The sequence below is a fragment of the Rhodococcus sp. GQ147 genome (assembly GCF_059759155.1).
Genome location: NZ_JCAXDU010000005.1, coordinates 226,874 through 242,676 on the forward strand (window position 1 = coordinate 226,874; position 15,803 = coordinate 242,676).

Below are 15,803 nucleotides of genomic sequence, written 5' to 3' on the forward strand. Positions count from 1 at the left end.
ATCACGCGCTCAGCGCGGCCGGATGGATCCCCACCTCCGTGGCCTTGACGACGAACCATACGGAGTCGCCCGGATGGACGTCGAGGTCGGCGAGTGCCGCCGTCGTGATCTCCGCGGCGATACCCGTATCCGATCGCACGAGCACCGACGAACCCTGCGCCTCGAGTTCCGCGATCCTCACCCTCAGGGCGTTGCGCGGGCTCCCGTGCGGGGCCTCGGTGTAGACGGCGACCGCCGACGGCGCGAAGACGGCGACGGCGGCCGTACCCGGGACGCAGTCGTCGTGGACGCGGCCGTGGACGAGACCGTCCGCGGATTCCAGCGCCTCAGCTCGCACGATGCCGGTGACGAGATTGCTCCCCGCGATGCGGGCGGCGAAGGCACTGCGCGGCCGGGTCAGCACCCGGCGTACCGGCCCGTCCTCGACGATCCGCCCGGCCTCGATCACGATCACCCGATCGGCGAGGGCGAGCACGTCGAGCGGGTCGTGGGTGACGAGCAGGCCCGTGCGTCCACTGTCGCGCAGGACGCGTCGCAGCAACGACCGCAACACCGGTGTCGCGGTGACGTCGAGCGCGGCCATCGGCTCGTCGAGCAACAGCAGGTGCGGTTCGGCCGCGAGGGCACGTGCGAGCGCGACCCGTTGCGCCTGCCCACCCGATAACTCGTGCGGACGACGATCGGCGAGTGCTGCGGCATCGACCTCCTGCAGCCACCTCTCGGCGCGCACACGGGCCTCACGCCGACCCGCACCCGCACTGCGCGGTGCGAACTCGACGTTGTCCGCGACCGTCAGGTGCGGGAAGAGCAGCGCCTGCTGGGCGAGCAGCACCACCGACCGGTCGTGCGGAGCGACGGCGACGCCGGTCGCGGTATCGGTGAGGACGCGACCGTCGAGTTCCACGCGACCCGCATCGGGACGCAGCAGACCGGAGACCACTCCCAGCAGCGTCGACTTGCCGGCTCCGTTGGGGCCGAGCACCGCGACGATCTCACCCTGCGCGACCTCGAGGTCGACGTCGACATCGCGTGCGGCGACCCGGGCCCGCACCGTCAGGCTCACAGCGGGCGGTCCTTCCGCCGCGAGTACACGGCCACGACGATCACGACGGCCACCAGGATCAACACGAGCGACAGCGCGACGGCGGCATCGGGATCGGTTTCCCGCTGCAGATAGATCTCGAGCGGCAGCGTGCGCGTCACACCCTGGAGGCTGCCGGCGAAGGTGAGGGTCGCGCCGAATTCGCCCAGTGCGCGGGCGAATGCGAGTACCGAACCGGAGACCAGGCCGGGCAGCACGAGGGGCAGGGTGATGCGCCGGAAGACCGTCGTGGGACGCGCACCGAGTGTGGCCGCGACGTCCTCGTAGCGTGAACCCGCACTGCGCAGCGCACCTTCGAGACTCGTGACGAGGAAGGGCAGTGCGACGAAGGTCTGCGCGAGCACGACCGCGGTGGTGGTGAAGGCGATGTGGATCCCGAGCGCATCGAGGTGCTCACCGATCAGTCCGCGACGACCGAAGGTGTAGAGCAGGGCGATACCGCCCACGACCGGGGGCAGCACGAGCGGCAGCAGGACGAACCCGCGGATCACCGACATCCACCGGAAGCTACTGCGCGCCAGCACCATTGCGAGAGGCACGCCGAGCAGGATGCACAGGATCGTGGCGGCCGCGGAGGTGCGCAGGCTCAGGACGAGCGCGTCGAGGGACGCCGGGGATGTCACCAGCGCGGGGAAGGTCGTCCAGTCCACGGTGAGCAGCATCGACACCAGGGGCACGACGACGAACAGCAACCCGAGTGCCGCGGGAACGAACAACCACCGGGGCAGTCCCGTCGCGGTCACGGTGCACCGAATCCTGCGTCGGCCAGGACGGCACGACCGCCCGTGCCGGTGACGAAGCGCACGAAGGCGTCGGCGCGACCGGGATTTCGGGAATTCGACAGTGGTGCAACGGGATAGATGTTGACGATCTCCGCAGCTTCCGGGACGGGGACAACGGTGACCTTCTCGCCGGCCCCCCTCGCGTCCGTGACGTAGACCAGACCGGCGTCGGCCTGACCGGAAGTGACCTTGCCGAGCACGTCGGTCACCGACGATTCCTCGGACACCGGCGCGAGCTCGACACCGCCGGTCTCCTCGAGTCGCTCGGTCGCCGCCCCGCACGGCACCTGGGGCGCACACACGACCACCGAGAGACCGTCGCCGGTGAGATCGTCGAACGAGGTGACGTTCTTCGGGTTCCCCGGTTCGGTGACGATCGTGAGCATGTTGGTCGCGAACGGGATCGGCTCACCGGCAACGAGCCCGGCCGCGACGGCGGCGTCCATCGTCCGGGTGTCGGCGGAGGCGAAGACGTCGGCGGGTGCCCCCTGCTCGAGTTGGGTCTCGAGATCGGACGAGCCGGCGAACGAGAATTCCACCGACACTCCGGGGTTCGCCTCCTCGAATCGTTCGGCGATCTCGGTGAACGGCGCCCGGAGCGAGGCCGCCGCATAAACGGTGAGGACATCCGAGCCACCGCCGGTGCCGCACGACGTCAGTGCCGCAGCGGTGAGACCGGCAGCGAACGCGGCGAGCGCCCGGCGCCTCATCCGTCCCCTCCGGGTGTCTCGACGATGACAGTGGTCGCCTTGACGACGGCCACCCCGATGCTGCCCGGCTCGAGACCGAGTTCGTTCACGGCCTCGGTGCTCATGAGCGAGACGATGCGGTGCGGACCGCACTGCATCTCCACCTGCGACATGACGGTGTCGGAGACGACGCGCGTAACCAGCCCGACGAAGCGATTGCGAGCGGAGCTGCCCACCCCGAGCGGATCGGGACCGGCATCGGCCTGAGCGCGGGCGAACTCCGCCAGCTCGCGACCGTCGACTGTCTTGCGTCCGGCGGAATCCTTGCCGGCGCGCAGCAGCCCCTGGTCGATCCAGCGACGGACCGTGTCGTCGCTGACCCCCAGCAACGACGCGGCGTCGCGGATCCGGAGGGAGGTCACGGGTATCTCCGCAGATGCGTCATGAACCCTACGTTATACCCGCATCTGCGGACCGACAAACAGATCAGTAGACATCGCGGACGTACCGCTTGTCGGCGGCCATCTGCTCGACGTACGCCGCGGCGGCGTCCCGGTCGAGCCGTCCGTGCGCCTGCACCACCTCGCGCAGGGCCGCGTCGACATCCTTCGCCATACGTCCGGCGTCGCCGCACACGTAGAAGTGGGCACCGTTCTGCAGCCACTTCCACACCTGCGCGCCATGCTCGCGCATCCGGTCCTGCACGTAGATCTTCTGCCGCTGGTCGCGGGAGAAGGCCAGTCCCAGCTCGGTGAGGAAACCGTCGGCGTGCATCGACTCGATCTCGTCGCGGTAGAGATAGTCGGCCTCGGATCGCTGGTCGCCGAAGAACAACCAGTTGCGGCCCGTGTGCCCGGCCTCGCGACGGTCGTGGAGGAAACCGCGGAACGGTGCGATGCCCGTACCGGGACCGACCATGATCATGTCGGTCTCGGGTGCCGGTGGCCGGAAGTGCTCGTTGCGCTGCACGAAGATCGGGATGTCCACACCCTTGCTGTGATCCGCGAGGAACGACGAGCACACGCCCGCCCGGGATCGACCCTCGAATTCGTAGCGCACCACCGACACCGTCAGTTGCACCTCGCGCGGGTTCGTCTTCGGGCTCGACGAGATCGAGTACAGGCGCGGACGCAGACGGCCGAGGAGGTCCTTCCATTCGTCCCAGGGCGCCTTGAACGGGTACTCGGCGATGACGTCCATCGCCTGCCTCCCGTACAGCCACTGCTGCAGCTCGATCTTGTTGCCCGGTCGCAGGAGTTTCGCGAGTTCGGCACTGCCGCTCTGCTTCTGCACGAACCGGAGCAGTTCCGGTGTCACCCGGGTGATGTCGAGGTGACGGGTCGCGGCCTCGCGCAGCGGCACGGTAGGACGGTCGCCGAGTTCGACGGCGGTCTCCGGGTCGAGGGCGGTGACCTGCAGCCATTCGTCGACGGCCTCCGGGCCGTTCGTCGGCATCACCCCGAGTGCGTCGCCGGCCTCGTATTCGAATGCTGGATCGAAGATCTCGAATCCGAACTGACGCACGTCCTTCGCCGAACCCGCACCGCTCAGTGCAATGTTGCGGGTGATCCGGGTGACGAGCGGCGAGTTGCGGGTATAGGCAGGGGCTGCGGGAGCAGCCGATGCGACCGGGGTCGTCGAGCCTCCCAGCAGCGGTACGAGGGCGTCGAGCCAGTTCTGCGCGCGCTCGTCCTCTCCGGGTTCGCAGTCGACGCGCTCGGCCAGGCGGGTCGCGCCGAGAGTGCTCAGACGGTCATCGACACGGCGCCCGAAGCCGCAGAAATCGTCGTAGCTCGAATCGCCGAAAGCCATTACTGCGTAACGCGTTCCGCTCAGTTCGGGCGCGGTGTCCGCCGCGAGCGACCGCCAGAACGACCCGCCGTTGTCGGGTGGGTCGCCGTCGCCGAAGGTGCTCGTGACGACCACGAGGTCGTCGATGTCGGCCAGCGCGGCGACGTCGAGTTCGTTCAACCCCCTCAGCCGCACGGCCCGACCGGCATCGCGGAGCCGTTGTGCGCAACTCGCCGCGAAGGATTCGGCGTTGCCCGTCTGCGACGCCCAGGCCACCACGACGACCGGCCCGTCCGGCACCGCCTCGGTGGGCGTCGCGTCGGGAACCGGGGCCGAGTGCGCGTACATCCCGGCGAGCAGTCCGTTGACCCATACCCGCTTGTCGGCCGGGAACGGCGCGGTCGGCGGAAGGGTCGGCGCGGCAGTGATCTCCGCCGTCCTGAGTCCGGCGAGAAGACCTGCGAGATAACCTCGTTCGGCGTCGTCGAAGGTGGGTGCGGGAATCGTCCCGAGTCCCAGCGCAGACTCGAGACGGTCGAGCACCGAACCGCTCTCGAGCACCGGTTCGACCGCACCCGCGACCTTCTCCACCGACACGGCGCAGACCTTGAACTCGGGCTGCAGGGATGCCGGGTCGACGGCGTCGTTCGTCACGGCGTTGATGGCGAGATCGTCGCCGAAGAGGTCGTTCCAGTGGAAGGGCGCGAAACAGTTCCCGGGCAGCACCCGGTCGGTGACGACGGCCGGCAGCACGGCCCGGCCGCGCCGCGATGCGATCTCGACCCGGTCGCCGTCGACGATCGACAGTCGCTGTGCATCATCGGGATTGATCTCGACGAACGGTCCGCGATTCAGTTTGGTGAGTTTCTCGACCTTCCCGGTCTTGGTGAGGGTGTGCCACTGGTGCGGGACGCGTCCGGTGTTCAGGACGAAGGGGTGGTCGTCGTCCGGCATTTCCGCGGCGGGCATGTGCGGGCGAGGGAAGAAACGAGCGCGGCCGTCGGGGGTCGCGAACGCCAGTCGCGGACGGGAACCGTCCTCGCGCACCACCGGGGTCCGGCTCGTCCCGTCGTTGAGATAGCGGACGGGGTGCCGTGTCGCGGCCGACTCCGGCGGGCACGGCCATTGCACGGGCCCTTCCCGCAGTCGGTCGTAGGTCATGCCGCGCAGGTCGTAGCCGGTCTGCGGATTCGCGAATCCGGTGATCTCCTCGAAGATTTCCTCGGCACTCGAATAGTCGAAGGCGTCGCCGAAACCCATTTCCTGAGCGACCCGCGCGATGATCTCCCAGTCGGGCAGCGACTCACCGACGGGTTCGACGGCCTGCTGTAGAAGATTGACGGTGCGGTCGGATCCGACGGTGACATACTCGGATTCGGCCCACAGAGCTGCGGGTAGGAGAACGTCTGCGTACGAAGCGGTTTCGGTCTCGCGATAGACGTCCTGCACGATCACCAGCTCGGCCTTCCCGAGTGCCTCGAGAACGGTGCTCCGATTCGCGATCGACGCTACGGGATTGGTGCAGATGATCCAGCACGCCTTGATCTCTCCGGCGGCCATGCGCTCGAACATGTCGACGGTGCCGGCGCCGCCCTCGGTGCGCAGCGTGCCGCGCGGCAGCGACCAGCGATCTTCGACGAACGCGCGGTCGTCGTCGGAGAGGACACTGCGCTGACCGGGCAGACCCGGTCCCATGTATCCCATCTCGCGGCCGCCCATCGCGTTGGGCTGACCGGTGAGGGAGAACGGCCCGCTGCCGGTGCGGGAGATCGCCCCGGTCGCGAGGTGCAGATTGCAGATCGCGTTGGTGTTCCACGTGCCGTGGGTGCTCTGGTTCAAACCCATCGTCCAGCAACTCATCCACTCCCCGGCCTCGCCGATCCACTGCGCCGCGGTGCGGATGTCGGCCTCGGCCAGACCGGTGACTTCGGCGACGACGTGCGGTGGGTAGTCGGCGAGGAAGGACTCCATCGCGTCCCAGCCGTCGGTGTGCTTCTCGACGAAGGCGCGGTCGACGTGTCCGTTCTCGACGATCAGGTGCAGCAGACCGTTGAGAAGCGCCAGGTCGGTGCCCGGCGCGATCTGCAGAAACAGGTCGGCCTTGTCGGCGGTCGCGCTGCGCCGCGGATCGACGACGATCAGTCGCGCTCCCGCCTTGACCCGATCCATCATGCGCAGGAACAGAATGGGATGGCAGTCGGCCATATTGGAACCCGACACGAAGAAGACGTCGGCGCGGTCGAAGTCCTCGTACGAGCCGGGCGGGCCGTCGGATCCGAGCGACTGCTTGTACCCGGTCGCGGCGCCGGCCATGCACAGTCTCGAGTTCGATTCCATGTGCGAGGTGCGCAGGTATCCCTTCGCGAGCTTCGTCGCGAGATACTGGGCCTCGAGCGACATCTGTCCCGAGACGTAGAGAGCCACCGCGTCGGAGCCGTGGGCCGAGACGATATCGTTCAGGCGCCGCGCGGTCTCGGCGATCGCATCGTCGAAGGGGAGCGGGGCGACCTCGGCCGCCCGCTCGGAACGCATCCACGCCGTATCGAGCCGGCCCCCGGCCGCGAGCATCTCCGCGCTGGTCGCGCCCTTCGTGCACAACCGACCCCTGTTGGTCGGGTGATCCTTGTCTCCGTATGCCCTCACCACGCGTCGGTCACCCGTCTCCGGGTCGACGGCGACGTCGAGGAGCATCCCGCATCCCACACCGCAGTAGGAGCAGGTGGATTTCACCGTGGTGATCTCGTCCTGCATCCCGCAACTCCTCGACACCGTCTCGACTACGCCGGTGTCCATGCTGGAGAAGCGGTGTTGCGGTGGCGTCACCCGCGGTGAGCACGCGGTGACATCTGGCTCACGCCGCCGTCACGACGATGTGAGATCAGACGTTCGGAGTCAGGCCTCCTGCTGCTGTGCCCACCACTCGAGCAGCGCGGCCTCGGCCTCGTCGCGCTCGAGCGGGCCGCGGTCGAGTCGCAGTTCCTTGAGGAAGTTCCACGCCTTGCCGACCGTCGGACCTGCGGAGATACCCAGCAGTTCCATGATCGCGTTGCCGTCGAGGTCGGGCCGGACCTTGGCGAGATCCTCCTCGGCGGCGATGCGCTCGATCCGTTCCTCGAGACCGTCGTAGGTGGCCTGCAGCGCGGCGGCCCGACGCTTGTTGCGGGTCGTGCAATCGGCGCGCACCAGCTTGTGGAGCTTCGGCAGCAGCGGCCCGGCGTCGTGCACGTAACGGCGCACGGCCGAATCCGTCCACTGTCCCCTGCCGTAGCCGTGGAAGCGCAGGTGCAGGAAGACCAGACGGCTGACGTCCTCGATCATCTGCTTCGAGTACTTGAGGGCGCGCATGCGCTTGCGCACGAGCTTCGCTCCGACCACCTCGTGGTGGTGGAAGCTGACGCCGCCCTGCGGCTCGTTGCGTTTGGTGTCGGGCTTGCCGATGTCGTGCAGCAGCGCGGCCCACCGCAGGACGAGATCGGGATCGCCGTCCTCGAGGTCGATGGCCTGCTTCAGGACGGTCAGCGAGTGCCAGTACACGTCCTTGTGCTGGTGGTGCTCGTCGATCTCGAGCTTCATCGCGGGGATCTCGGGGATCACCCGCTGCGCCAGACCGGTCTCGACCATCGTGTCGATGCCCTCGATCGGATAGTCGCCGAGGATCAGCTTGTCGAGCTCGGCCTGCACCCGCTCGGCGCTGATCCGCAGGATCTCGTCGGCCATCGAGACGATCGCGGTGTGCACGCGCTCGGTGAGGGCGAAGCCGAGCTGGGAGACGAACCGCGCCGCGCGCAGCATGCGCAGCGGATCGTCGTGGAAGGAGTCCTCGGGCTTCGCCGGGGTGTCGAGCACGCCGGCGAGCAGGGAGTCCATGCCGCCGAGCGGGTCGACGAACTCACCCGCACCGTCCGGTCCGATCCGCACGGCCATCGCGTTGACGGTGAAGTCGCGGCGCACGAGATCGTCCTCGAGACTCGTGCCGTACTTCACGATGGGGTGACGCGTGACACGGTCGTAGGCGTCGCTGCGGAAGGTGGTGATCTCGAGTTGCTCGAGTCCCTTCACCGCACTGATGGTCCCGAAGTCGATACCCGTGTCCCACTGGTGGTCGACGAATCCGCGCAGCAGCTCCTGCACGACCTCCGGACGCGCATCGGTGGTGAAGTCGAGGTCGGTGCCGAGGCGACCGAGCACCGCGTCGCGCACGCTGCCCCCCACGAGATACAGCTCGTGTCCGGCTTCGGCGAATCGCGCCCCCAGCGGGGCGAGGATGTCGGACAGATCGCGCAGAGTGGCCTCGGCTCCGGCGAGCAGCCGGGTACGACGGTCGGTGTCTGCGGTGGGGGAGTTCACGTCTTTGCACCTTACCGAGCAGCGCGTTCGTGTGGTTGAGCCGGGACCGACGTCGGTCCATCTACTATCTATGAGGTGTCGCCCGCCGAACGTGCCAACCGTAACCGCCGCAGCTCGCGGCGGCGTGGCGCGGGCGCAAAGAAGACCGCACACGGTGCTTCGCCCGGATCGTCCGCTTCGCCCGGACCTCGCATGCGGACCGTCCGCGAGACTTCCGCGGGAGGTCTGGTGGTCGACGGACTCGGTGGTCCGCCCGAGAAACTTTGCGCAGCCCTGATCGGCCGCACCGACCGGCGGGGACGCCTGCTGTGGTCGTTGCCGAAGGGCCACATCGAGCAGGGTGAGACCGCCGAGGAAACCGCGATGCGCGAGGTCCGCGAGGAGACCGGCGTGCGCAGTTCGGTGCTCGCCGAGCTGGGCAGCATCGATTACTGGTTCGTCACCGAGGGCCGCCGGGTCCACAAGACCGTGCACCACTATCTGCTGCGTTATCTCGGCGGAGAACTCTCCGACGCGGACGTCGAGGTCACCGAGGTGGCGTGGGTGCCGCTGCGCGAACTGCGGACCCGCCTGGCGTACGCCGACGAACGCAAGCTCGCCGACATCGCCGATCAGCTCATCGCCGAGATGGACCACACGCGACTCCCCGATGCCGACGAACCGGGGGCCCCACGCGGATGACGGTGGTGGTGTCCCGGGCGGGCGCCGCGGTGCTCGCCGTGCTCGTACTCGTCCTCACAACGGCAGGCGTGACGCCTCTTCTGCCGACGACTCTTCTCCCGACGGCCTCGGCGAATCCGGCCGCAGCCCAGACCGACCCCGACGAGCCGCGCTTCCTCGAGTTGAGTATCGACGAGGTGACGCCGCAGACGGTGACTCTCACGAGCGAGTCCGTCGTCACGGTCCGCGGCACGGTGGCGAACATCGGCGACCGGGACGTCGAGGACGTCTGGGTGCGGCTGCAGCGCGCACCGGTGGTCTCCGACTCCGCAGCGCTGCGCACCTCGCTGTCCCTCGACCAGGCCGGATTCGACACGGTCGGTGAGTTCGAGGAGGTCGCCGACCGGCTGGGGCAGGGCGAACGTGCCGACTTCGAACTCGAACTGCCGCTGCGCTCCGATCTCGTGCCGTCGCTCGACATCGACACTCCCGGCGTCTACCCGCTGCTGGTGAACGTCAACGGGGTCCCCGAATACGGCGGGGCGGCCCGGCTCGACGACGCACGCTTCCTGCTGCCCGTGCTCGCGGTTCCCGCGAGCGACGAGGTCACCGAGGAGACCGAAACCGGGAACGGCGGGTCGCGGGGCACGACCCGCTCGTCCGACGACGGCCGGCTCGACCGCGAGGAGAAGGCGTTCCCCGCCGTACCGCCCGACGTGTCCCGCCCCGCCGCGGTCACGATGCTGTGGCCACTGGCCGATCGGCCGAGGCTCGCCGCCGGCGTGGCCGGTTCCGGCACCGAGCCGGTACGCCTGGTCGACGACGACCTCGCGGCCTCGCTCACCGAGGGCGGGAGGCTCGACGGTCTGCTGCGCGCCGTCGAGGACACCGCCCGCACCGAACCCCGCGTCCTCGAGGGACTGTGCCTGGCCGTGGACCCGGACCTGCTCGTGACCGTCGCGAACATGACGCGCGATTATCTCGTCGTCGAGGATCCGAACGAACCGACCGGCGATGCGCGTCCGGGCTCGGGCACGGATGCCGCGGTCGCCTGGCTCGAGCGGTTGCGTGCCCTCGCGGCGACGACCTGCACGATGGCCGTGCCGTTCGCACAGGTCGACCTGACCGCGCTCGGCGACCTCGCCGACTCGTCCCTGACCGACTCCGCGCTCGAATCACCGGCGGCCATCGTCGACTCCATCCTCGGCGTCACCTCCACCCCGGGCGTGATGTGGCCCGACTCCGGCGTACTCACCGAGAAGACCGGATCGATGCTCGCCGCCGACGGCCCGGTGACCGCTCTGGTGTCCGACAACGCCCTCGAGGGCGGACGCGCCCTGCTCGCGGGCACGTCGTCGACGCCGTCCACCGCGCCGGGCGGCAACGGCTTCCGGATCTCCGGTGTCTCCGGCCTCACCGCCGCCCTGTTCGACTCGTCCGCGTCCGCGGCACTGGCCGGGATGGGCACCGACCCGCAGACGCCGTCCTTCGTCCCCTCCTCGGCGCGCTACGACCTCTCCCGCGATTCCTCGACGGCCCGCCTGCAGGACGCCCTCGGCGCGCTGGCCTGGCCGGCCATGGTGCCGACGGTCAGCGAGGTCACCGGGGCGGCACTGCCGGCCGCAGGCCGATCGGTGCTGTTCGCGCCGCCGCAGAACTGGTCGGCATCGCCCGACGACGCCGCCTCCGTGCTGTCGATGCTCTCCACGCTCGTCCGCTCGGGCCTGACCACGCCGCGACCGCTCGCCGCGCTCGTCGACGCGGCCGCGAACACCGCGAACGACCCGACGGCCTCGATGCTGGTCTATCCCGAGCAGGCGATCACCGACGGCGCCTCCGCGGCGGTCGTGTCCGAGGCCGAGGAACAGATCGGCCGCCTCGACGCGATCCAGACGGCGCTGGTCGAGGACCCGCAGGCCCAGCTCACCCCGCAGCAGTTCACCGCCCCGCTGCGCGAGGACCTGCTGCGCGCGATGAGCCTGGCCGGTCGTCGCGGTGCCGACGCCGACGGTGCCTACGCGACCGGCGAGCACCGCGCCTCCGAGGTGCGGGAGGCCGTCGACGACATCTACGACGCCGTGACGGTCATCTCGACCGGCGGTGTGTACACCCTGACGTCCGAACAGAGTCCGCTGCTGCTCACCGCGCGCAACGACCTGCCCGTGGGCATCACCGTGCGGCTGCAGGTGGACGCGCCCGACACGGTGGACATCACCGATATCGGGCCGACCCAGCTCCCGCCGCGCGGCAGCCGCACCCTCACGGTGCCGGCTCAGATCAGCGACTCGCGGAACCTCCGGTTGGAGTTCGCACTCACCACCGACTCCGGCCTGCCTCTCGGCAGCTCGACGACGGTGACGGTACGTTCCAATGCGTACGGCCAGATCCTCGCCGTCGTCACGGGATGTGCGGGAGCCCTCCTGCTGTTCCTGGCGGGCAGGCGACTTCTGCACCGGTTCCGGGGAGAGCCGGATCCAGCCGACGAAGGGTATGAGAAATGACCGGGAACTCCACACGGGACGACGTGGAGACACACCCGAACCCGGGACCGTCGGACTCTCCCACCACCTCACCGGACGTCACGGGTGCCGGTGCGGGTCGCCGCAGGCCGCAGAGCCTGCTCGCGGCGACCGGCTCCATCGCCGTGGCGACCCTGGTCAGCCGCATCACCGGCTTCCTCAAGCAGCTGCTCATCCTGACCCTGCTCGGTGCGAGCGTCGCGTCGTCCTTCACCGTGGCGCACCAGATCCCCAACATGATCTCCGAACTGGTGCTCGGCGCCGTCCTGACCTCGATCGTCGTGCCGGTGCTGGTGCGGGCCGAGCGGGAGGACCCCGACGGCGGTGAGGCCTTCGTCCGGCGACTGTTCACCGCGGCGCTGGTGCTGCTCGGCACGGCGACCGTTCTCGCGGTGGCCGCGGCCCCGGTCCTGACCACCCACGTCTTCCTCGACGAGTCCGGCAAGGTCTCGACGTCGCTGACCACAGCGCTGTCGTACCTGCTCCTGCCCGCGATCATGTTCTACGGGTTGTCGGGCCTGTTCACGGGCATCCTCAACACCCGGCAGGTGTTCAAGCCGGGCGCCTGGGCCCCGGTGTGCAACAACCTCGTGGTGCTCACCGTGCTGGTGATCTACTACCTGATGCCGGGCGAGATCACGCTCGATCCGGCGCGGATGAGCGATCCGAAACTGCTCGTCCTCGGCATCGGCGTGCTGCTCGGCGTCATCACGCAGGCGATGTGCCTGGTACCCGCGCTGCGCCGCGAAGGCATCAATCTCAGGCCGTTGTGGGGTCTCGACGACCGGCTCCGGCAGTTCGGTGGCATGGCCGCCGCGATCGTGCTGTACGTGCTGATCAGCCAGGCCGGGATGGTCTTCGCCACGCGTGTGTCGTCAGGCGCCGACGAGGCAGGTCCCGCGATCTACAACAACGCGTGGCTGCTGCTGCAGCTGCCCTACGGCGTCCTCGGTGTCACCGTGCTCACCGCGATCATGCCGCGCCTGAGTCGCAACGCCGCCGCGGACGACACCCCGGCCGTCGTCGACGACCTGTCCGTCGCGACCCGCCTCACCATGATCTCGCTCATCCCGATCGTCACCTTCCTGACGATCGCGGGTTCGCAGGTCGGCGCCGCGCTGTACGGCTACGGCAACTTCGGCGGCAGCAACGCCGAACGCCTCGGCCAGGCGGTGAGCTGGTCGGCGTTCACGCTCATCCCGTACGCGCTGGTGCTCATCCACCTGCGCGTGTTCTATGCCAGGGAACAGGCCTGGACCCCCACCTGGATCATCCTCGGCATCACCGCCGTCAAGATCGGCCTGTCCGCGCTGGCGCCCGTCGTCGCGGCGAACGGCGAGCAGGTGGTGCTGCTCCTCGGCGCGGCCACGGGCGTCGCGTTCACCGTCGGAGCGTTCATCGGCGGCTATCTGCTGCACCGCACACTCGGCGACCTGCAGATGGCAAACGTCGGACGCACCGTCTGGCACGTCGTGCTCGCGTCGCTCGCCGCGGCGATTGTCGTGCTCGTCACCGACCGTCTCCTGCAACTCGACGTCCTTGCCGACCGCTTCGGGGGCATCGGCTCGCTCGTGCGGGTCGGGCTCAACGGTGTGCTCATGGTGCTCGTCGCGCTGGTCGGGATGTACCTGCTCAAGGTGCCCGAGATCCTCGCGATCGAAGCGGCCGTGCGACGGAAGGTCGCGGCACTGCGCGGCACCGTCCCGGTCGAGGAGGCCCCCTCCGGACCCGAGACCGGAACCACCTCCGACGAGGCACCGGCTCCCGCCCCCGTCCCGCGTCCGCGCTACGCCGAATCGGATGCCGAGAAAACCGTCATCCTGCCGCGTATCGACTACGGCGAGTACGGCGTCGGACCTTATGACGCCATCACAGAGGTCATGCCCGCCATCAGGGACGTGCCCGGTCGCAGCAATGCGCACGGACAACTCCCGTACCCTGATCAGCAGCAGGTACGGTCCGGGAGCCGTCGACCACGGTTCTTCGCGGCCCCCAGCGGCGACCCGCGTCTGCACACCGGAAGTGGACGAGTCGACAACGAAGGAGTGAGGGTGAGCGACGACCACGCTGCCGGCAAGTCCACCATCGATGCCGCCGCACGGCAGAAGTCTGCCGACAAGGACGGCAAGCGCCCGCCGCGCGATCCGAACCTCGACACGGGTGTCATCCCCGTCGGATCCCCGCAGCTCCCGCCGGTGCGTGTCGCGGGCCCGGCCTCCCAGCCGCGCCGTCCGATGCGCGGCCCCGATCTCATCGCCGGTGCCTCGGTCGCCGGTGGTCGCTACCGTCTGCTCGCCCCGCACGGAGGCGCGCGTGGTCTGCGTTTCTGGCAGGCACTCGACGTCAAGCTCGATCGCGAGGTCGCGCTGACCTTCGTCGACGCGGAACAGCGCGCGGCCGACGGCACCGGCCCCGACTCGCCGCAGGCCGTGCTCTCGCGCACCCTGCGCCTCGGTCGTATCAATTCGCCCGGACTCGCCCGCGTCCTCGACGTGGTGCGCGGCAGCTCGGGCGGCATCGTCATCTCGGAGTGGACTCCCGGCCGGTCGCTGAAGGAGATGTCCACCACCGAGCCGTCGCCGATCGGTGCGGCACGCGCGATCCGCGCGCTCGCGGCCGCCGCCGAGGCGTCGCACCGTGCGGGCAGCGCGCTGTCGATCGACCACCCGGATCGCATCCGCATCAGCGTGGCGGGTGACGCCGTGCTGGCCTTCCCCGCGACCTTCTCCGATTCCGACGCGATGTCCGACGTGCGCGGTCTCGGCGCGAGCCTGTACGGACTCATCACCGGACGGTGGCCGCTCGGTGAGCCATCGGCTCCGGGCGGCGTTCCCGTCCCGCACCACAGCGGTGCCACCGTCGGCGGAATGCCGGAGCCCGACCGCAAGGACGGTGTGCCGGTGGAGCCGCGCGTCCTGCGTCCCGATGTGCCGTTCGAGATCTCGGCGGTCGCGGTGCGTGCCCTGTCCGAGGACGGCGGTATCCGGACCGCCGCGACCGTGCAGCACATCCTCGACCAGGCGTCGGTCGTCGATCAGAAGACCGAGATGATCCCGGCACTGCGGATCGGGCAGCGCGCTGCCGCCGCGGAGACGCATGCACTCGCGGATCCCGAAGCGCTGGAACAGAAGAAGAAACATTCGCAGCGGATGCTCATCGCCCTGGCCGCGCTCGGTGCCACGACAGTGCTGTTGCTCGCGCTCATCGGATGGTGGATCGCGAACCTGCTCGCCGGCGATGCCAACGATGCTCCGCTGACGAGTCAGGAGTTCGGTCTGACTCCCACTGCCGAGGCACCCGCCGAGGAGGGGGCGGGCGACGAGCAGGTCGAGGCCGCGCCGCCGCGACCGGCGGCGAGCGCTCCGGTCTCCGCGACCTCCGTGTCGGTGTTCTCGCCTCAGGGCACACCCGATTCGCCCGCCACCGCGTCGCAGGCGATCGACGGTGATCCGTCCACCTCGTGGAGCACCGATGCCTACTTCGATCCGTTCCCGTCGCTGAAGAACGGTGTCGGACTTCTGTTCACGCTCGCCGACGCGTCGGAACTGTCCGCGGTGAAGGTCACCACCGACACGCCGGGCACGGTCGTCGAGGTGCGCAGCGCACCGTCCGAGTCGACGTCGCTCGATCAGACGCAGGTGATCGGTTCGGGCACACTGGCTTCCGGTGAGACCACGATCCCGGTCGAGGCGGACGGCCAGACTTCGCACGTGCTGGTGTGGATCACCGATCTGAGCTCGAGCGGCGGAAGCAACAAGAGTTCCCTCTCCGAAGTGGAATTCGAAGCCGCACGCTGACCGCGGACAGCCGGGCGGAATCGTCCGGATCGGCTACCATCCGCGCGTGCGAATTTTCGGGGGGATCGCAAAAATCGCCGTGCCCGACGGGGGTGTCGACGACGGCGGAAGCGTGT

Annotated in this window: 9 protein-coding genes; 3 read left to right on the forward strand and 6 right to left on the reverse strand. The window is 69.2% G+C overall.

Annotation, left to right across the window (positions count from 1 at the left end; genetic code table 11):
* Position 1: 1 nt before the first annotated feature.
* The 6 genes from AC6CID_RS08665 to AC6CID_RS08690 all read right to left on the reverse strand — a co-directional run bounded on the left by AC6CID_RS08665 (position 2) and on the right by AC6CID_RS08690 (position 8,711).
* Positions 2-1,063: a sulfate/molybdate ABC transporter ATP-binding protein gene (locus AC6CID_RS08665; RefSeq protein ID WP_006550885.1), complete on the reverse strand. Its 1,062-nt coding sequence runs from the start codon at positions 1,061-1,063 to the stop codon at positions 2-4.
* Positions 1,060-1,845 carry an ABC transporter permease gene (locus tag AC6CID_RS08670; protein ID WP_200359098.1) on the reverse strand — a complete coding sequence of 262 codons (786 nt, stop codon included), beginning with the start codon at positions 1,843-1,845 and terminating at the stop codon, positions 1,060-1,062. Before AC6CID_RS08670 ends, AC6CID_RS08665 begins: the two co-directional genes overlap by 4 nt.
* Positions 1,842-2,594 carry a molybdate ABC transporter substrate-binding protein gene (modA, locus tag AC6CID_RS08675; protein ID WP_064062045.1) on the reverse strand — a complete coding sequence of 251 codons (753 nt, stop codon included), beginning with the start codon at positions 2,592-2,594 and terminating at the stop codon, positions 1,842-1,844. Before modA ends, AC6CID_RS08670 begins: the two co-directional genes overlap by 4 nt.
* Positions 2,591-2,995: a TOBE domain-containing protein gene (locus tag AC6CID_RS08680; protein WP_019290487.1), complete on the reverse strand. Its 405-nt coding sequence runs from the start codon at positions 2,993-2,995 to the stop codon at positions 2,591-2,593. Before AC6CID_RS08680 ends, modA begins: the two co-directional genes overlap by 4 nt.
* 64 nt (positions 2,996-3,059) lie before the next feature.
* Positions 3,060-7,115 carry a bifunctional nitrate reductase/sulfite reductase flavoprotein subunit alpha gene (locus AC6CID_RS08685; RefSeq protein ID WP_498353836.1) on the reverse strand — a complete coding sequence of 1,352 codons (4,056 nt, stop codon included), beginning with the start codon at positions 7,113-7,115 and terminating at the stop codon, positions 3,060-3,062.
* 141 nt (positions 7,116-7,256) lie between these two features.
* Positions 7,257-8,711, reverse strand: a complete 1,455-nt coding sequence (locus tag AC6CID_RS08690; protein WP_006550891.1) for a CCA tRNA nucleotidyltransferase — start codon at positions 8,709-8,711, stop codon at positions 7,257-7,259.
* A 75-nt stretch (positions 8,712-8,786) separates the two neighbouring features.
* Between AC6CID_RS08690 and AC6CID_RS08695 the strand changes: the two genes are divergently transcribed.
* From AC6CID_RS08695 to murJ, 3 genes are read left to right on the forward strand one after another with little or no spacing between them, the layout of a single operon-like run.
* Positions 8,787-9,392: an NUDIX hydrolase gene (locus tag AC6CID_RS08695; protein ID WP_033098068.1), complete on the forward strand. Its 606-nt coding sequence runs from the start codon at positions 8,787-8,789 to the stop codon at positions 9,390-9,392.
* Positions 9,389-11,872: a DUF6049 family protein gene (locus AC6CID_RS08700; protein ID WP_033098069.1), complete on the forward strand. Its 2,484-nt coding sequence runs from the start codon at positions 9,389-9,391 to the stop codon at positions 11,870-11,872. The genes AC6CID_RS08695 and AC6CID_RS08700 overlap by 4 nt, the downstream gene beginning before the upstream one ends.
* Positions 11,869-15,687, forward strand: coding sequence for a murein biosynthesis integral membrane protein MurJ (gene murJ, locus AC6CID_RS08705; protein ID WP_498353837.1), 3,819 nt, complete (start codon positions 11,869-11,871; stop codon positions 15,685-15,687). The genes AC6CID_RS08700 and murJ overlap by 4 nt, the downstream gene beginning before the upstream one ends.
* Positions 15,688-15,803: the final 116 nt, after the last annotated feature.